This window comes from Sphingomonas segetis (genome assembly GCF_009720245.1).
GTDB lineage: Bacteria > Pseudomonadota > Alphaproteobacteria > Sphingomonadales > Sphingomonadaceae > Sphingomicrobium > Sphingomicrobium segetis.
The window spans coordinates 1-18314 of record NZ_WJSQ01000043.1; the positions used below are offsets into that span (position 1 = coordinate 1).

General features: G+C 66.2%; 17 protein-coding genes. 4 read left to right on the forward strand and 13 right to left on the reverse strand.

The genetic code is table 11. The features are described from left to right. Positions 1-235: winged helix-turn-helix domain-containing protein (locus tag GH737_RS06135; RefSeq protein WP_196233011.1), on the forward strand; the 235-nt coding region annotated here is incomplete at its 5' end. Between the two features lie 52 nt (positions 236-287). Here GH737_RS06135 and GH737_RS06140 read toward each other — a convergent pair. After that, positions 288-851 carry a hypothetical protein gene (locus GH737_RS06140; RefSeq protein WP_230558659.1) on the reverse strand — a complete coding sequence of 188 codons (564 nt, stop codon included), beginning with the start codon at positions 849-851 and terminating at the stop codon, positions 288-290. A gap of 85 nt (positions 852-936) precedes the next feature. On the opposite strand from GH737_RS06140, the gene GH737_RS06145 reads away from it, so the two are divergent. Further along, positions 937-2001 (forward strand): winged helix-turn-helix domain-containing protein, encoded by a 1065-nt coding sequence (locus tag GH737_RS06145; RefSeq protein WP_155263971.1) that lies wholly within the window; start codon positions 937-939, stop codon positions 1999-2001. Here the strand turns inward: GH737_RS06145 and GH737_RS06150 are convergent. After that, on the reverse strand, positions 1998-2807 hold the full coding sequence (locus tag GH737_RS06150) for an arginyltransferase (RefSeq protein ID WP_155263972.1): 810 nt from the start codon (positions 2805-2807) through the stop codon (positions 1998-2000). The genes GH737_RS06145 and GH737_RS06150 overlap by 4 nt on opposite strands. A 142-nt stretch (positions 2808-2949) precedes the next feature. Beyond that, positions 2950-4167: a threonine ammonia-lyase gene (locus tag GH737_RS06155; RefSeq protein WP_155263973.1), complete on the reverse strand. Its 1218-nt coding sequence runs from the start codon at positions 4165-4167 to the stop codon at positions 2950-2952. 54 nt (positions 4168-4221) lie between these two features. Between GH737_RS06155 and GH737_RS06160 the strand changes: the two genes are divergently transcribed. After that, positions 4222-5874 (forward strand): amidohydrolase, encoded by a 1653-nt coding sequence (locus GH737_RS06160; protein ID WP_230558660.1) that lies wholly within the window; start codon positions 4222-4224, stop codon positions 5872-5874. Here the strand turns inward: GH737_RS06160 and GH737_RS06165 are convergent. The 5 genes from GH737_RS06165 to GH737_RS06185 form a co-directional block, all read right to left on the reverse strand. Beyond that, positions 5840-7813 (reverse strand): protein-disulfide reductase DsbD family protein, encoded by a 1974-nt coding sequence (locus tag GH737_RS06165; protein ID WP_155263975.1) that lies wholly within the window; start codon positions 7811-7813, stop codon positions 5840-5842. The two genes, GH737_RS06160 and GH737_RS06165, sit on opposite strands and share 35 nt — an antisense overlap. A gap of 184 nt (positions 7814-7997) precedes the next feature. Then, positions 7998-10628 (reverse strand): methionine synthase, encoded by a 2631-nt coding sequence (gene metH, locus GH737_RS06170; RefSeq protein WP_155263976.1) that lies wholly within the window; start codon positions 10626-10628, stop codon positions 7998-8000. 14 nt (positions 10629-10642) lie between these two features. Continuing rightward, positions 10643-11677 carry a homocysteine S-methyltransferase family protein gene (locus GH737_RS06175; protein ID WP_155263977.1) on the reverse strand — a complete coding sequence of 345 codons (1035 nt, stop codon included), beginning with the start codon at positions 11675-11677 and terminating at the stop codon, positions 10643-10645. Continuing rightward, positions 11674-12588, reverse strand: a complete 915-nt coding sequence (metF, locus tag GH737_RS06180) for a methylenetetrahydrofolate reductase (RefSeq protein WP_155263978.1) — start codon at positions 12586-12588, stop codon at positions 11674-11676. Before metF ends, GH737_RS06175 begins: the two co-directional genes overlap by 4 nt. Next, complete coding sequence (locus GH737_RS06185) at positions 12585-13544, reverse strand: ArsR/SmtB family transcription factor (protein ID WP_155263979.1); 960 nt, start codon at positions 13542-13544, stop codon at positions 12585-12587. The genes metF and GH737_RS06185 overlap by 4 nt, the downstream gene beginning before the upstream one ends. A 170-nt stretch (positions 13545-13714) precedes the next feature. Between GH737_RS06185 and GH737_RS06190 the strand changes: the two genes are divergently transcribed. Continuing rightward, positions 13715-13972, forward strand: coding sequence for a hypothetical protein (locus GH737_RS06190; protein ID WP_155263980.1), 258 nt, complete (start codon positions 13715-13717; stop codon positions 13970-13972). Between the two features lie 280 nt (positions 13973-14252). Here GH737_RS06190 and groL read toward each other — a convergent pair whose 3' ends face one another. The 5 genes from groL to GH737_RS06220 form a co-directional block, all read right to left on the reverse strand. Beyond that, positions 14253-15887 (reverse strand): chaperonin GroEL, encoded by a 1635-nt coding sequence (gene groL / locus GH737_RS06200; protein ID WP_155263982.1) that lies wholly within the window; start codon positions 15885-15887, stop codon positions 14253-14255. Positions 15888-15964: 77 nt separating this feature from the next. Beyond that, positions 15965-16252: a co-chaperone GroES gene (gene groES, locus GH737_RS06205; RefSeq protein ID WP_155263983.1), complete on the reverse strand. Its 288-nt coding sequence runs from the start codon at positions 16250-16252 to the stop codon at positions 15965-15967. Positions 16253-16449: 197 nt separating this feature from the next. Beyond that, positions 16450-17343: a hypothetical protein gene (locus tag GH737_RS06210; protein ID WP_155263984.1), complete on the reverse strand. Its 894-nt coding sequence runs from the start codon at positions 17341-17343 to the stop codon at positions 16450-16452. 15 nt (positions 17344-17358) lie between these two features. Continuing rightward, the gene (locus GH737_RS06215; protein ID WP_155263985.1) at positions 17359-17703 is read right to left on the reverse strand and encodes a peptidoglycan-binding domain-containing protein; all 345 of its coding nucleotides are present in this window, start codon (positions 17701-17703) and stop codon (positions 17359-17361) included. Positions 17704-17845: 142 nt separating this feature from the next. Further along, on the reverse strand, positions 17846-18314 hold a 469-nt coding region (locus GH737_RS06220), incomplete at its 5' end, for an MATE family efflux transporter (RefSeq protein WP_275401945.1).

An 18314-nucleotide genomic window follows, 5' to 3' on the forward strand; every position in this document is an offset into this window, starting at 1 on the left:
GCTTTCGCTCCGCAAGGGCACGACGCTGACCAAGGAAATGTTCCTCAACCATCTTTACGGCGGCATGGACGAGCCCGAGCTCAAGATCATCGACGTGTTCATCTGCAAGCTGCGCAAGAAACTCAGCTTGGCTTGCGGGGGCGCCAATTATATCGAAACCGTCTGGGGCCGCGGCTATGTGCTGCGCGATCCCGAGGAAGCGAGCGAGCCGGAGCCGCAGGCCGCGGTCGCCTAAGATCATCACGGATCGGTTGGGAAAGGCGGGGTTTGCAAACCCCGCCTTTTTCTTATCCGCGTGCCGCTTCCCTGAAGAGCCAGGCGGAGAGAAGGAACGGGCTCGAAATCACGGTCGTCGCGATCAGCTCGCGCCAGTGACTGACGTTCGGCTCGTCCGTTACCCCCGCGACAGCGACGACGAAGGCGATTGCAATCGCGCCGGCGGTGACCAGCATCGCGGCGGCCATGCCCTTCGCCCTGAAGCGCGCACCGACCGACCCCAGAATCCCGACCAGGAGCGCCGCGAAGAACAGCCCGTTCACGGGGTTGTCTTCACTGCCGACAATACCGACCGCAAGGTTCGCCCAGGTGATCAGGAACGCTCCCCCGATCGCCGCCGCGACCGCGAGGCGGTAGGCCTTGCTCCCGCTCAGCCTGACCGCGAGCTCGATGGACCCGCACACGATCGCGAGCATGATGCCCATGGCCATGAAGTCCTCCGGGCCCCAGTTCACTTCGCTGGTGAACCGCATCGCGATGAAGGGGAGCAGCAGGAGCAGCGCCGCCCCGCCCCACAGAACCAGCGTCCAACGGTTCCCGCGGCGGCTCATCATCGTCAATCCGTCTGTTGCCATTCGTCAATCTCCATGCATCACTGCATCACCATCTGCACCGGCGATCGGTGAAGGGCATGAGCAAAGGATGAGGTTTCGCTGAAAAATGGCAGGAAGCTTCGCCTTCGATCAGTTCGTGCTGGATCCCGACGACCGGCAGCTGAAGCGCGGCGCTGACGTCGTCGAGCTCAACGGCCGCTACTTCGATGCGCTGGCGCTGCTGGTTCGAGAGCAAGGCAAGCTCGTGACCAAAGACCGGTTCCTCGACGATGTCTGGCGCGGCGTTCCGGTCACCGACGAGGCGCTGACGCAGTGCGTGCGGGCGCTTCGCCGCCAGCTCGGCGACGATGCAACGAAGCCGCGCTTCATCGAGACCGTGCCCAAGCACGGCTACCGGTTCATCGCTCCGGTCGAATGGTTCGACGGGCCCGCCGTGCAGCCCAACCGGCGCGTTGCCCCTCGCAGTTCATGGCAGAACAGCTTGCTGCTCGGAATCGCGGGCACGATCGGCGGCGGCCTGTCCGGTTTCATCGGCGGTTTGCTCTATGGGTTCGTCGGCGCTTCACAGCCGCTCCAGCCCGGAATGGGAGCGGCATCGGTGCTTCTGGTGCTGCTTTGCGTCACGATCCTCGTTGCTCTCATCGGCGGCGCCGGCGTGGGTTTCGGAATTGCGCTGGCAGCCAGGTCGCGGCGCTTCGGGACGTGGTGCATCGCCGGCGGCGCAGCGGGGGGATTGTTCGTCGGCGCCTGCGTCAAGCTGCTCGGGCTCGACGCGTTCAGCCTGCTGGTCGGTCAGTCGCCAGGCGATATCACCGGCGCTTTCGAGGGCCTTGTACTCGGCGCGGCGACCGGATTGGGCGCGTGGCTTGCGGCTCGGTCGCCGAAGCTCCGGCTGGGAATGGTCCAGGCCGGGCTTTGCGGTGGACTGGCCGGCCTCGTCATTTCCCTTCTCGGCGGCCGTTTGATGCTCGGGAGCCTTGAGCTGCTGGCGGAACGAGTCCCCGGCTCGCGGCTCCGGCTCGACCACATCAGCCGCCTCTTCGGCGAGCCGTCGTTCGGCCCCGTCACCCAGACGGTCACGAGCATCCTCGAAGGAGCGTTTTTCGCCGCTGGCGTAGTCGGTGCGATTCTGTTCGCCCGCCGCAACATCGCGAGCGACGCGGGGGCTTAGGCGTCGATCATGAGGCGGCTGCGCGTGCGGCGGGCCGGGAGCGTGATTGCCTTCGTTGCCGGCGCCGGCTCGGCCTCGTCCATCCGCCGCCAGCCGTCGCGGCCGAGCCGCTCGAGCGGCCTGAAGCTGGTCTTGTAGGCCATGCGGTTCGAACCTTCGACCCAATAGCCGAGATAGACGTATGGCAGCCCCGCGCGCGCGGCGCGGACGATGTGGTCGAGGATGATGTAGGTCCCGAGACCCTTTCTTGCGTCGGGCCCGACGTCGAAGAAGCTGTAGATCATCGACAGGCCGTCGCTCTGCTGGTCGCTGAGGCAGGCGCCGACGAGCTTCCCGGGCCGGCCGTCGACCGGCGGCTCGCGATATTCGATGACATAGGTGCGCACCGGCGTCTGCTCGACCATGTCGGCAAAATCGCTCTCGTCCATCTCGGCCATGCCGCCGCCCGGATGGCGGACAGCGAGATAGCGGCGGAGCAGCGAATATTGCTCGTCCGTCGTCCAGGGCTTGCAGGCGCTGACCTCGAGGTCGGCGTGGCGGCGCAGCAGCTTGCGCTGCGTCGCGCTGGGCTCGAACTCGGCGGCGAGCACGCGCACCGAGATACAGGCGGAGCAATCGATGCAGCTGGGACGGTAGGCGACGGACTGGCTGCGCCGGAAGCCGATGCGGCCCAGCGCCTCGTTCAATTCGCTCGCGTGACGGCCGGTGAGTTCGGTGAATACTTTCCGTTCGACCTTGCCCGGGAGGTACGGGCACGGGCTCGGGTTCGTTACGAAGAATTTCGGGAAGCGAAATGGTGCGCTCACCCGCGGACCTCACTCAAATGGTTACGCAGCCGTTTATGCGACTGGTAAACGCGGATGGAAAGCCTTCGGACGCGTCATTCGCGAAGGAATCTCGCTGCTGTCCCGGTGAGAGACAGTGAAGTGTCGCCGCGGCGACACGGAATCAGTCGAGATGCGTCCTTTCGACCCTGAAGCCGGCGGCTTCGAGTCGCGCGACGACGTCGTCGATGGTCCGCGCGTCGCGCGCCTCGCACTCGACCTCGATCACGGTGTCCTTCGCGGGAAGCGCGGTGAAGATCCGGCTGTGGCGGATCTCGATGACGTTAGCGCCGGCCTCATAGACCTTGGCGGTGATCGCGGCGAGCGCGCCGGGCTGGTCCTGGACCGCGACTCGAAGCCGGGCGATGCGTCCTTCGCGGACGAGATCGCGGACGAGGACATTCGCGAGCAGATGCGTGTCGATATTGCCGCCGCACAGGATGGTCGCGACCTTCTTGCCGCGGAAGCGCTCGCGCTCCGACAGCATCGCGGCGAGTCCCGCGGCCCCTGCCCCTTCGACCACGGTCTTCTCGATCCCGACCAGCATCGCGACCGCCCGCTCGAGCTCGCGCTCGGGGACCAGCATGACGTCGTTGGCATATTCCTTGAGGATGCGCGACGTGAGCTCGCCGGGCTGCTTGACGGCGATGCCCTCGGCGAGCGTGTCGCCGCCCAGGGCCATTTGGCATCCCTCGATCGCGCATTTCATCGACGGGTAAAGCTCCGCCTCGACCCCGATCAGTTCGATCTCCGGCTTGATCGCGCGGCTCGCGATCGACACGCCGGACATCAGGCCGCCGCCGCCGATGGGAACGACAATCGTGTCGAGGTCCGGCGCGTCTTCGAGCATTTCGATTGCGACCGTGCCGGCGCCGGCGATGATCGCGGGATCGTCGAATGGGTGGACGAACACGAAGCCCTTGTCGGCGGCGAGCTCAAGCGCCTTGCCGTAGGCATCGTCGAACATCTGCCCGTAAAGAACGACGGTCGCGCCGTGCCCCTCGGTGTGCGTCACCTTCACTGTCGGCGTGTTCTCCGGCATGACGATCGTCGCCGGGATGCCGAGCCGCTTTGCGTGATAGGCGACCGCCTGGGCGTGGTTGCCCGCCGAGGCCGCGATGACGCCGCGCTGGCGCTCCTCGCCGGTGAGTTGAAGCAGCTTGTTGAGCGCGCCGCGCTCCTTGTAGGCGGCGGTGAACTGGAGGTTCTCGAACTTCAGCCAGACTTCCGTGCCGATGATCTCCGAAAGCGTCTTGCTGACCAGCATCGGCGTGCGGACGACGGCGCCCTCGATCCGCTCGGCCGCGGCGTGGACGTCGTCGATCGTCGGGGGCTGCATCATCGACGCGCGGCCTAGCCCTTCACCGGCGCGCGAACAATGCTAAGCGTTGCGCCCATGAAACCACCTCTCCCGATCGCGCTTACAGCGGCGCTGCTCGCCTCCCCGGCCGGTGCCGATACGCTGGTCTATAATGCGAACGGGGTCCAGGTTGACGGCTACGGTCACGTTTCGCACTTCCACGGTTTCGTGATCGGCGACGACGGCAAGGTGGTGCGCCTCGTCCGGGCCGACGAGCCGCGGCCGCAAACCGACCTCCAGATCGACGCTGGCGGCCGGACGCTGATGCCCGGATTCGTCGACGCGCACGGCCATGTGATGGACCTCGGCTATTCGGCCATCCGGCTGAACCTGACGGGCACCAGCTCGCTCGCCGACCTTCAGCAGCGGCTGCGCGAATATGCTGCCGCGCATCCTGAGGCGAAGTGGGTGCTAGGCTTCGGCTGGAACCAGGAGCTTTGGCCGGAGAAGCGGTTCCCCACCGCCGCTGACCTCGATGCGGTGGTGCCCGACCGGCCGGTCGTGCTCGAGCGGGTCGACGGCCATGCGATCCTCGCCAACGGCGCGGCGATGAAGGCGGCGGGGGTGACGCCTGCGACCCAGGCTCCTGCGGGCGGCGAAATCCACGACGGACTGTTCGTCGACGCGGCGCGCGGCCTGATCGACCCCGCGATCCCCAAGCCGACCCAGGGGGAAATGGACGGGGCGTTCGCGAAGGCGCAGGAGATCCTGCTCGGCTTCGGCGTGACCGGCGTCGGATCGATGAGTACCTCGCTCGCGGACTGGGATACGTTCCGCCGCGCCGGCGACAGCGGGAAGCTGCAGGTCCGGCTTATGAGCTATCTGCTCGGCGTCGAGCCGCTGAAGACGATCCCGAAGCCCACGCCGTGGCTTTATGACGACCACCTGCGCGCGGTCGGGGTGAAGCTGTTCGCCGACGGCGCACTCGGCTCGCGCGGCGCGTGGCTCAAGCGGCCTTATGCCGACAAGCCGGACACGCGGGGGCTACAATTCCATTCGGACGCCGAGCTGCGCGCGCTCGCCGACACCGCAGCGTCGCACGGATTCCAGCTCGCGACCCACGCGATCGGCGACGCGGCGAATGCGCAGGTAATCTCCACCTACGAATGGCTTAACACGAAATACGGCAGCGACCGCCGCTGGCGGATCGAGCATGCGCAGGTGGTGGATTGCGCGGACCTGCCGCGGATCGGGCGGGCGCACATCATCGCCTCGATGCAGCCGACCCACCAGACCAGCGACCGGTTGATGGCGGAGAACAGGCTCGACCCGCCGCGGCTGAAGTGCGCCTACGCATGGCAGTCGATGCTGCGGACGGGCGCGAAGCTGGCTTTCGGCACGGACTTTCCCGTGGAGTCGCCGAATCCGTTTCCGGGCTTGTCAGCCGCGATCAGCCGCCAGGACGTAAATGGGCAGCCGCCGGGCGGCTGGTATCCGGCCGAGCGGCTGACGCTGGCACAGGCGCTCGACTCGTACACTCGCGGCGCGGCTTACGCCGGCTTTGCCGAGGACCGGATCGGCGCGCTCGGACCCGGCCAATGGGCGGATTTCATCATCGTCGACCGCGACCCGACGAAGCTGAACCCGCAGGAGCTTGCGCGCACGCAGGTGATCGAGACCTGGGTGGCCGGCAAGAAGGTGTGGAGCCGCGAGCCTAGTGCTGCGGCGGCGCCTGAGCGCGGGAAATGAGCATCGCGGGCGTGAGCACCTGGGGCAGCTGCTCCGCGCCCTTGCCCGGCGCGTACCAGAGGTAGAGCGGGACGCCGGCGCGGCCCTGCGTCTCGAGGAAGCGCGTGATCGCCGGGTCGCCGTTGGTCCAGTCGCCGGCGAGCACCTTTACGTCCGCCTTGCGGAAGGCATCGCGCACTTCGCCGCGGTCGATCGCGGTCGCTTCGTTGACCTTGCAGGTCAGGCACCAGTCGGCGGTGAAATAGACGAACACCGGTTTGCCCTGCTGCACGTAACGGACGACCCGCGCTTCGCTCCATTGCTCGGCGCCGGCAACGCGAACGGCATCGGGCGAAGGCTGCGGAACCACGAAAACCACAAGCGCCGACAGCGCTACGGCCACTGGAGCAGCCCAGAGGATGCGTTTGCCGTCGCGCTGCCGCTGTCCCGCACCGAACAGCAGGAGCAGCAGGCCGACCGTAGCGGCGATGCCGAGCATCAGCGCGGTCGTGCCGGATTGCCTCCACAGCAGCCACAGCACTGCAAGCGCCGTCGCCCCCATCGGGATGGCGAGGAAGCGCTGGAGGCGGCGCATCCACGGGCCGGGCTTCGGCAGGCGTTTTCGGGATGCGGGAATGAAGGCGACGGCGACGAACGGCAGCGCGAGCCCGAGACCGAGCGCCGCGAACACGAACACCGCACCTACTGCGGGAAGCAACAGCGCCGTTCCGAGCGCCGCCCCGAGGAATGGACCTGCGCACGGCGTGGCGACGAAGGCAGCCAGCGCGCCGGTGCCGAAGCTGCCCGCTGGCTGCGCGCGGCCGCTCAGCACCGGCAGCTCGAACAGCCCGAGCAAATTGGCGGTGATTGCGACCGCGAGCAGCAGCAGCAGCATGATCGTGCGCGGGTCCTGCAGTTGGAATGCCCAGCCGACTTCGGATCCAGCGGCACGAATGACGAGCAGTAGAGCGCCCAGCGCGCCCGTGCCGACGATCGCTCCGGCAGTGTAGGCCAGCGAGTCCGACCGCGCCTCGCGCGCTTCGCCGCCCGCGCGCGAAATGTGCAGCGCCTTAAGCGCGAGGATGGGAAATACGCAGGGCATCAGGTTGAGCAGGATGCCGCCGGCAATCGCGCCGAGCACGGCCCACAGCACCGCCGTCCAGCCGAGGCCGCCGATCGGTCTGCCTTGAGGTACCGGCCCCGGCACCGAGTCGAATTGGAGTCCGCGCCCGTTGCCGAGCGCGATGACGCCCGCGAACTCTTTCGGCGCGGCGCCCTTGCGCTGGAGCTCGGCGATCAGCGTGTCGCCAGAGCGGCTGAATCGCTGCTTCGCCTCATAATCGACGGGGCCGTCGGTCGCGGGGAACAGGTAAGGCTCGCCGAGACTGACGCTCGCCGGCAGCGGGATTGCGACGCGCAATTTGCTGCCGGCGACCTCGAAATGCGCGGCGCTTGCGAGCGGCTGCGGCAGCGCCCGCCGCCAGGCGTCGAACTGCGCGCGGTTCGGCGTTCCGGCGCCGACCGGGAGTTCGAGGGAAAGCTCGCCCTGCTCGGGCACGCAGATCTTGTCGGTGCAGGCGAGCCAGCGTGCTTCCGCGCGGATCGGGATGATGCCGCGCGCGTCGGGCGGCACCTTCAGCCGGACGAGCACGGCATAATCCTGCTCGAAGACGTAGTTCATGAGGTTGGCGATTTCGAGCCGCGTCGGCACTGGGTAACGGAGCGGGCCAGCCGAGAAACCGGCGGGCAGCTGCCACTTCACGTCCATCGGCAGGCCAGCGTCGCCGGGGTTCAGCCAATAGCCGTGCCACCCCGGCGCGGGGTGCATATGGATTGCGAGCTCGACCTCCCCGCCGGGCGGCGCGGGGCCTTCGGCGACCAGCTCGGGCGTGATGTTCTGCGCGTGCGCAACGGCGGGTGCGAGGAGCAGTGCGAAGAGGATGACGAGACGCTTGAGCATCTCGAAGAGCGCTACAGCTTTGAGCGGCCGGTGCAAAATCGGTTCACACGAAGGCACGAAGGCAATGAAGGACTCGTCATCCCCGCCTTGAGCCGGGATCCAGCTTTCATTTCGTACCTCATGGAAGATGGATTCCCGCTTTCGCGGGAATGACGAAGTGCCTCTTCGTGCCTTCGTGTGAAGCCTATTCCAGATTGGGGCGAAGCCACCGCTCCGCCTGTTGCACCGGCACGCCGCGGCGCCCGGCATATTCCTCGAGCTGGTCGCGGCCGATCTTGGCGACGCCGAAATACTGGCTGTCGCGGTGGCCGAAGTAGAAACCGGACACCGCGGAGGTCGGCAGCATCGCGAAATTCTCGGTGAGCACCACCTCGCCGGGGTTGCCGCCGAGCATCTTGAACAGCACCGGCTTGAGGCTGTGATCCGGGCAGGCGGGGTATCCGGGTGCGGGGCGGATGCCGTGATATTTCTCGCGAATCACCTGCTCGTTCGACAGATGCTCGTCGGCATAGCCCCAAAGCCGGTTTCGAACCTGGCCGTGAAGCACCTCGGCGAAGCTTTCCGCCAGCCGGTCGGCGAGCGCCTTCAAGAGGATGTCGTCATAATCGTTGACGGTCTGCTTGAACCGCTCGAGGTGCGGCTCGAGCCCGTGAATGCCGACGGCGAAGCCGCCGATCCAGTCCTCGCCCTCGGCGGAGATGAAGTCCGCGAGGCACATGTTCGGCCGCCCTTGGCGCTTGCGCACCTGCTGGCGCAGCATCGGCACGCGAGTCCAGTCGTTGCCCGCCAGCACAAGGATGTCGTCGCCTTCGCGCTTGCAGCGCCACATGCCGACGGTCGCCTTCGGCGTCACCCAGCGTTCCGCGATGAGCTGGTCGAGCATCTGCTGGGCGTCGTTGAAGAGGCTCGTCGCGCTTTCGCCGACGACCGGATCCTCGAGAATTGAGGGATAGGTGCCGGCCAGCTCCCACGCGCGGAAGAAGGGCGTCCAGTCGATCGAGGCCTTGAGGTCCTTCAAGGGCCATTCGCCGAAATGGTGGAGGCCGGGGTAAGCGGGCGGCGGCGCCTTGCCCGACGGATCGTAGGGGAAAGCGTTGGCGCGCGCTTCCTCGAGCGTGATCAGGTCCTTGGGCCCGCTGCGCTCGCGCGACTTGCGGAGCTTGTCGTAATCGTCGGCGGTGGTCGCGATCAGCGGCTTGCGCTGCGTGTCCGAGACCAGCGACGAGGCGACTCCGACCGCGCGGCTAGCGTCGAGGACATGGATCACCGGCCCTTCGTAAGCGGGGTCGATCCTCAGCGCGGTGTGCGCCTTGCTGGTCGTCGCGCCGCCGATCAGCAGCGGGGTGGTGAGGCCGAGCCGCTGCATTTCGCCCGCCACCGTCACCATCTCGTCGAGCGACGGCGTGATCAGGCCCGACAGGCCGATCATGTCGGCATTGTTGTCGTTCGCGCACTGCAGGATGTCCTGCCACGGGACCATCACGCCGAGGTCAATCACCTCGAACCCGTTGCACTGCAACACTACGCCGACGATGTTCTTGCCGATATCGTGGACGTCGCCCTTGACCGTCGCCATCACGATCCGGCCCTTGCCCTGGGTGACGCCCTTCTCTTCCTTCTCCTTCTCGATGAAGGGGAAAAGATAGGCGACGGCGCGCTTCATCACGCGGGCCGATTTGACCACCTGCGGAAGGAACATCTTGCCGCTTCCGAACAGGTCGCCGACGACGTTCATGCCATCCATCAGCGGTCCTTCGATGACCTCGATCGGCCGCGCCGCCTGCTGCCGCGCTTCCTCGGTGTCGTCGATGATGTGCGCGTCGATGCCCTTGACCAGCGCGTAGGACAGGCGCTCGGCGACGGGCAGCGAGCGCCACTCGGCGGCAGCTTTCTCGGCGGCGGGATCGACGTCCTTGTACTTCTCGGCGAGCGTGACCAGCCGCTCGGTGGCATCGTCGCGCCGGTCGAAGATCACGTCCTCGCAGGCCTCGCGCAGCTCCGGATCGATCTGGTCGTAGACGTCGAGCTGCCCCGCGTTGACGATGCCCATGTCCATGCCCGCGGGGATCGCGTGGTAGAGGAACACGCTGTGCATCGCCCGGCGAACCGGCTCGTTGCCGCGGAACGAGAAGCTGAGGTTGGAGAGCCCGCCGCTGATGTGGGTGCCGGGGCAGCGGTGACGGATTTCGCGCGCCGCTTCGATGAAATCGATCGCGTAACGGCGGTGCTCGTCGATGCCGGTGGCGATCGCGAAAATGTTCGGGTCGAAGACGATGTCACTGGCGTCGGTGCCGTCGGCGGTGAGCAGCCTGTACGCCCGCTCGCAGATCGAGACCTTGCGCTCGACCGTGTCCGCTTGCCCGACCTCGTCGAACGCCATCACCACGACGGCGGCCCCGTAGGCGCGGCACTTGCGCGCGAGCTCGAGGAACGGCCCCTCGCCTTCCTTCATGCTGATCGAATTGACGATCGGCTTGCCCGACACGCATTTGAGGCCGGCCTCGATCACGCTCCACTTCGAGCTGTCGATCATCACCGGAACGCGGGCGATGTCGGGCTCGGCCGAGATGCGCTTGAGGAAGATCGTCATCGCCTGCTCGGAATCGAGCAGGGCCTCGTCCATGTTGACGTCGACGATCTGGGCGCCGTTCTCGACCTGGTCGCGGGCGACCTCGACCGCGGCGTCATAGTCGCCGGCGAGGATCAGCTTCTTGAACCGCGCCGAACCGGTGACGTTGCAGCGCTCGCCGATGTTGACGAAGCGCGCGCCCGCGCCCGTTTGTTCGGGGACCGCCCCCTCGGGGACTGTCCCCACGCCAAGCTCCTGATTCACGCAGCGATCACCATCGGTTCGAGCCCGGCGAGCAAGGTGCCGGAGCGTACGGCCGGGACGGTGCGCGGCGTGCAATCACGCACCGCCCCGGCAATGGCGGCGATGTGCGAGGGAGTCGTCCCGCAGCAGCCGCCGACGATATTCACCAGACCGCTTTCCGCCCACTCGCGGACCTGCGCGGCGGTCTCACCCGCCGCCTCGTCATATTCGCCGAGCTCGTTTGGCAGGCCCGCGTTGGGATAGGCCATCACCAGCGTGTCCGCGGTCGCCGCCAGCGCGGAGAGGTGCGGGCGGAGCTGGGCGGCGCCGAACGAGCAGTTGAGCCCGATGGTGATCGGCCTCGCATGGCGCACCGAGGCCCAGAATGCCTCGACCGTGTGGCCCGAGAGGTTGCGGCCCGACAAGTCGGTCAGGGTCATCGAGATCATCAGCGGGAGTGCGCGGCCGAGCGCCTGAGCCGCTTCCAGCGCGGCCATGATCGCCGCCTTGGCGTTGAGCGTGTCGAAGATCGTCTCGATCAGGATGAAGTCGACTCCTCCTTCGACCAGCGCGTCGACCTGATCCCGGTACACGGCTTTTACCGCGTCGAAGTCGACCTCGCGGAAAGCGGGGTCGTTGACATTGGGCGACAGCGACAAGGTCTTGTTGGTCGGACCGAGCGCGCCGGCGACCCAGCGCTTGCGCCCGTCGCGATCGGCGATTTCGCGAGTGATCCGCGCGGCCGCCAGGTTGATGTCGCGGACGAAGCTTTCGGCGCCATAATCGGACTGGGAAATGGCATTGGCATTGAACGTATTGGTCGCAAGGATTTCCGCACCGGCGTCGGCGAAGCTTTCGCAGATGGAGCGGACGATCTCGGGTTTCGTAAGATTCAGCAGGTCGTTGTTGCCGCGCTGATCCTTCACCAGGTCGAGGCCGCCGCAATAATCTTCGGACTTGAGTCGGTGCTGCTGGATCAGCGTGCCGTAGGCACCGTCCTTGATGAGGATGCGTTTGGCGGCTTCGGCGCGGAGGGTGCCGGCTGCGTTCATGGAGCGATTTCCCTTTGCGGCCGCGCCCCGAGCAGATGACAGATGGCGTAGCTGAGCTCGGCGCGGTTGAGCGTGTAAAAATGGAAGTTGCGCACCCCGCCCGCATAGAGCTGTCCGCACAGCTCGGCGGCCAGAGTCGCGGCGATCAGCTGGCGCGCCGCGGGAAGGTCGTCGAGCCCCTCGAACAGGCCGTTCAGCCACTCCGGGATGCTGGCGCCGCACATTTCGGCGAAGCGGCGTGTCTGGGCGACGTTGGAGACCGGAAGGATTCCGGGGACGATTTCGACATCGATCCCGGCGGCCGCCGCTTCGTCCCGGAAACGCAGGAAGCAGTCGGGCGAGAAGAAGAATTGTGTGATCGCGCGGCTCGCCCCGGCGTCGACCTTGCGCTTGAGGTTCTCGAGGTCGAACGCGCGCGTCGACGAATCCGGATGCACTTCTGGATAAGCCGCGACGGAGATGTCGAAGGGGGCAACCTGCCTGAGCCCCGCGACCAGGTCGGCGGCGTCGCGATAGCCGCCGGGGTGCGGCGCGAACTTCGTACCCGCTTCCGGCGGATCGCCGCGCAGCGCGACGATGTGGCGCACGCCGAGCTCCCAATAAGCGCGGGCGATTTCATCGACTTCCTCGCGCGTGGCGGCGACACAGGTGAGGTGCGCCGCGGGCGTGAGCCCGGTCTCCTTGAGGATCCGCTCGACGGTCGCGTGCGTCCGCTCGCGCGTCGAGCCGCCGGCGCCGTAGGTCACCGACACGAAATGCGGATGCAGCGGCTCGAGAGTCTTGATCGACTCCCACAGGTTCTGCTCCATCTTCTCGCTCTTGGGCGGGAAGAATTCGAAGCTGACGGCGATGTCGCCGCGTGCCTCGGCGAATAGCGGCTGGTGCCGGCTAAGGCAGTCGAACGCGTTCACGCCGCCCTCCGCTGCGACAGCGGCGCCTTCACGCCGCGCCACAGGGTGACCGTGAGCTCTCCGCCCCGGAGGTGCCGGACCTGGTCGACTTCGAGCCCGGCCGAGGCGAACCAGCCCGCCATCACCTCATCCTCGAAGCCAAGGCGAATGTGGGCGTCGCGGGCGCGCAGTTCCTCGCGCTCGTGCGCGGCGAAATCGACGACCAGCAAGGTGCCGCCGGGCGCAAGCACGCGCGCCGCCTCGGCGATCGCGGCGGCCGGGGAATGGGCGTAGTGAAGCACCTGGTGGATGACGATCGTGTCGGCGCTGTGGTCGCCGAGCGGCAGCGCGTACATGTCGCCCTGGCGCAGGCTCGAGGAGATGCCCGCCGCTTCGAGCTTCACCCGCGCGACGCGCAGCATGTCCGACGAGCGGTCGATGCCGATCGACTGCGTCGCGCGCGGCCCGAACAGCTCGATCATGCGGCCGGTGCCGGTGCCGATGTCGACGAGGCAACCGAGCGCACGCTTGCCGAGCGCGCGGTCGATCGCCGCCTCGACCTCGCTCTCGGCGACGTGGAGCGAACGGATTCGGTCCCACACCTCGGCGTGGCCGGCGAAATAAAGGTTCGCGGCTTCGGCGCGCTCGGCGCGGATCGTCTCGATGCGCGCCGCGTCGGCGGCGAACAGGGCGTTGGTAGCGGCATCGGCCCAGGCGTCGATGAGCGCGAACATCGGCTCGACGCGGTCCGCTCCGGCGAGCGTCAGGAACACCCAGCTGCCCTCCTTGCGCCGTTCGAGCACGCCGGCGTCGGCGAGGATCTTGAGATGCCGCGACACGCGCGGCTGGCTTTGGCCGAGCACTTGTGCCAATTCGCCGACCGACAGCTCCATCAGCCGCAGAAGCACCACGATCCTCAGCCGCGTCGGATCGGCGAGCGCCTGGAATCGGTCGGCAAGTGGAAGGGCTGCGGTCACGGAGATAACGATATAAAGATATCTTTATATGGTCAAATCATCCTGCTAAAATAATCTCTTGTGCAACGGTAGGGATTAAAGCTATTGCCGCGCATCTGGCCTGAACGACTCGCACGGGCAGGCCCGGGTGGTGCCCGCCCCAGGGCACATTTGAAGGGAGTGGAACGATCATGAAGAAGGTTGCCATTGTGACCGTTGCGGTCCTCGCGCTCGGCCTCACCGCGTGCAACAAGTCGGACGCCGGCAACAACGCCGCGAACGAGACCGCGGTCGAGAACAACGCCGAGTACGACGTCAACGCCGCCACCAACGATTCGGTCAACGCCGCGGACGCCGCGCTCAACAGCGCGAGCAACGCGGTCGAGAACGCCGGCGACGCCGTCGGCAACGCGCAGGACGCCGTCCAGAACGCCGCCGAGAACCAGTAAGCTTCTCGACAGCGATTATCAGGAAGGGCCGCTCCCCCAGGAGCGGCCCTTTTTTTGTCTTCGGTCAAAGTGGTACTTCGCCCGAGTGAAACATCTGCTTCTTTGCACATTGATTCTCCTCGCCGCTGCGTGCCGCAAGGACGAGCCTCCCGCGCCCACCGCCGAACAGTCCGACCAGCTCAACGAGGCCGAGGACATGCTGAACGGCATGGCCGCAAACGAAGAAGGGCCGGAAGCGAATGCCTCCGGCCCTTCCCCTTCGTCTGAATAAGCGGCTGTCTTAGAAGTCCATTCCGCCCATGCCGCCGCCGGCCATCGCCGGAGCCGGCTTGTCATCCGGCAGCTCGGCGATCGTCGCCTCGGTGGTGATCAGCAGGCCGGCGACCGAAGCCGCGTCCTGCAGCGCCGCGCGAACGACCTTGGTCGGATCGATCACGCCCGACTGGACGAGGTTCTCATACTCTTCGGTCTGGGCATTGAAGCCGAGCGTCGGATCGTTGCCGTCGATCAGCTTTCCGGCAACGACCGCGCCGTCGTGACCCGCGTTCTCGGCGATCTGCCGAAGCGGCGCGTGCAGCGCCTTGCGGATGATGTCGATGCCGCGGGTCTGGTCGTCGTTCTCGCCCTTCAGGCCCTCGAGCGCCTTGGTCGCGTAGAGAAGCGCGGTACCGCCGCCGGGAACGATTCCTTCCTCGACCGCGGCCCGGGTCGCATGGAGCGCGTCATCGACGCGGTCCTTGCGCTCCTTGACCTCGACCTCGGACGCTCCGCCGACCTTGATCACGGCAACGCCGCCGGCGAGCTTCGCCAGCCGCTCCTGCAACTTCTCGCGGTCATAGTCGGACGTCGTGGTCTCGATCTGCTGGCGGATCGCGCCGACCCGGCCTTCGATATGCTCGCGGGTGCCGGCGCCATCGACGAGCGTCGTATTGTCCTTGTCGATGGTGACGCGCTTGGCCTGGCCGAGCATGTTCAGCGTGACATTCTCGAGCTTGATGCCGAGATCCTCGCTGATCATCTCGCCGCCGGTGAGGATGGCGATATCCTCGAGCATCGCCTTGCGGCGATCGCCGAAGCCCGGGGCCTTGACCGCCGCGACCTTGAGGCCGCCGCGCAGCTTGTTGACGACCAGGGTCGCCAGCGCCTCGCCCTCGATGTCCTCGGCGATGATCAGCAGCGGACGGCCGCTCTGCACGACCGCCTCGAGGATCGGAAGCATCGCCTGCAGATTGGAGAGCTTCTTCTCGTGGATAAGGATGTACGGGTCGGTCAGCTCGACCTGCATCTTCTCCGGGTTGGTGATGAAGTAGGGCGAGAGATAGCCGCGGTCGAACTGCATGCCCTCGACGACATCGAGCTCGAACTCGAGGCCCTTGGCCTCCTCGACCGTGATCACGCCTTCCTTGCCGACCTTCTCCATCGCCTCGGCGATCTTCTCGCCGACCTCGCGGTCGCCATTGGCGGCAATGCTGCCGACCTGGCCGATTTCCGAGGAACCGGTCACGTCCTTCGAACGCTTTTTCAAGTCCTCGACGACCTTGCTGACGGCGATATCGATGCCGCGCTTGAGGTCCATCGGGTTCATTCCGGCGGCGACCGACTTCATGCCCTCACGAACGATCGCCTGGGCAAGAACGGTCGCAGTGGTGGTGCCGTCGCCGGCAATGTCGTTGGTCTTCGAGGCCACTTCGCGCACCATCTGCGCGCCCATGTTCTCGAACTTGTCCTTGAGCTCGATTTCCTTGGCGACGGTGACGCCGTCCTTGGTGATGCGCGGTGCACCGAAGCTCTTTTCGATGACGACGTTGCGGCCCTTCGGGCCCAGCGTCACCTTCACTGCATTGGCGAGAATGTCGACGCCGGCGAGGATGCGCTCACGCGCATCGCGGCTGAATTTCACGTCCTTGGCTGCCATGTGGCTACCCTTTCTTCAAAAAGCGAATGTTCACGAATGTTCGCGGTGACGCGGAGTTTTCCCCCGCGCTTCCGAAGTCAGGCGACGATCCCGAGGATGTCGCTTTCCTTCATGATGATGAGGTCCTCGCCGTCGAGCTTGACCTCGGTCCCGGACCATTTGCCGAACAGGATCTTGTCACCGGCCTTGACGTCGAGCGGCGTAACCTTGCCGTCCTCGGCCTTGGTGCCCCCGCCGACGGCGACGACTTCGCCTTCCTGCGGCTTTTCCTTTGCGGTGTCGGGAATAATGATCCCGCCGGCGGTCTTGTCGTCGGCCTCGACACGGCGGACGAGGACGCGGTCATGAAGCGGCCTGAAAGCCATAGGTCTGAATCCCTCTCTCGTTTCGTCAGGTTGAACGTTGCCGCTGGCACTCTGCACATGAGAGTGCCAGCGATGGCGGGCATATGGTTGTCAGTCGTTCATCCGTCAACGCCCGCGGCGGCGGATTTTTCAGCGTGAAACGGTTGTGGGTGCGCGGATCGTGTCAGGCCGAGGCTGTCGTGCGGTCGCGACGTTCATTACTGGTAGAAGTTGCTTCGGAATCCTGGAGGGCGCTCGCGCAGCTGCATGCAGTCCGGTTCCCTGCGCTGCTTCCAGGCGTCGTTCGCATCATTGTCCATCTGGTTCGTGGTCCGCGAGTTCAGTCTCACCGCAACGGTCGATTCAGCGTCGGCCGCGGGAGCGCCGATGCGAGACTCACCAGGGAACAACAGGGACCTTGATGCGGAGAGGGCCGGCCTCCCTCCCGTCCAGTTGAACTCTGCGAACCAGTTCACGGTCCAGCCAAGCCGGGCAAGGATCGTAATCGAAGTATCGGGCTCACGGACGATGAAATAAGTGATGAAAGCTTCGTTCCGGGCTGCTCTGGCAATGAAATTCGGCGCGGCGGCCCTGCGATTTTCGAATTGCAGGTTGAACAGAGACCAGGGGTTATCCGTAAAGCTGACCTTTACGTCGAACCCTTTCTTGCCGTCAGGCCTCGGAACACCGACCCTGTCGACGATCAGGTTGTTGGGGCTGAAGACATGTCCCTGGATGGTCTCGCCGGTGTCGGGTTCTACGTCGAGCGACGGATTGGCAAAAGACCGCCTCAGGTCGACGGCCGTGGAGCCCTCCGACGGAACTCGGCCGACGTAGAGAACGTCGTATGCGTGGAGCGTCGAAACCTGCACCATACCGAACTGAAAGTTGCCGATATCGAACTCACCGGCAGTGGCTTCGAGGAAGACCCGGCCCTCGATCTCGACCGCCGGTCCGTGCGTAGCTCTCACCCCCGACACGTCAGCCGCGGCAAGCGTGACATTTTTCGTGCAGTGAAGAAGCACCGATTCCGCGCCGATGTGGACAGCTGCGGTCGCGCCTGCGGTCTTCCACGCGATTTTTGCCGACGATCGATCGAGCGTCAATGCCACGATTCGCGGTGCCCTCTATTTGCGGACCGGCAGAGGCTCGGCCTGCGCGGCAGCTTCGCTGAGCGCTGCGATCGATCGGTCCAGTTGCGTCAGGGTTTCCGTCCCGGCCTCGCCATCGGCCGCGAGGCCGGACATGCGCTGAAAATCGCTGACAACTCGAGCGGTCTCGGAGCCGAAAATCCCATCCGGCAAGGATCCTCCCGCACCCGTTGAAGCCGGCATCGAAAAACCGAGGTCGATGAGCGCCAATTGGAGGACGCGCACGCCTTCGCCCTGCGCGCCCTGCTTGAGAGGAGGATTGTTCGAAGCTGCGGCCAGAACCTGCGCGTTGCTCGAAAATCTTGAGCAAGCCAAAGCCATCCCGTCCCCCGCTGTTCGAGCCGCGAGGCTGCCGAACTCTCGCCATGTACCTCAAAGGCCGAGCGCGTGGCAACGGCCCAACGCAGTCGGACGCGCCCGCGCGCGATCATTTCGTGCGGCCAGCGGTGAATGGATGTTTCTCCTAAATGCGGATCGCGGATCGAACGAGCCTCTCACGTCTCAACCAGCGCACGAGCATGAGCACGGCGACGCAGCCCAGGCCGATCGCGAGGCCGATCCAGATGCCGAGGCCCTTCCAGTCCGCGCCGAACGCCAGCCACGAGCCGATGCCGAGGCCCACGACCCAGTAGCCGACGAGCGCGAAAAGCAGGGGCCAGCGCGTGTCGTGGAGGCCGCGCAGCATTCCGGCGCCGATCACCTGCGCTCCGTCGACGAGCTGGAAGGCCGCGGCCACCTTGAGGAAGGTGACGGCGAGGCCGATGACCACCGCGTTCTGCGGGACGTCGGCGAGGAACAATGTGACGAGCGCACGCGGCATCATCCAGATGCCCAGCGCCATCGCGCCCATGAAGCCGACGCCGAGGACCCACGCCGTCCAGCCGGCGCGGCCGATCGCCGCTTCGTCGCGGCGGCCGAGGGCAAGGCCGACG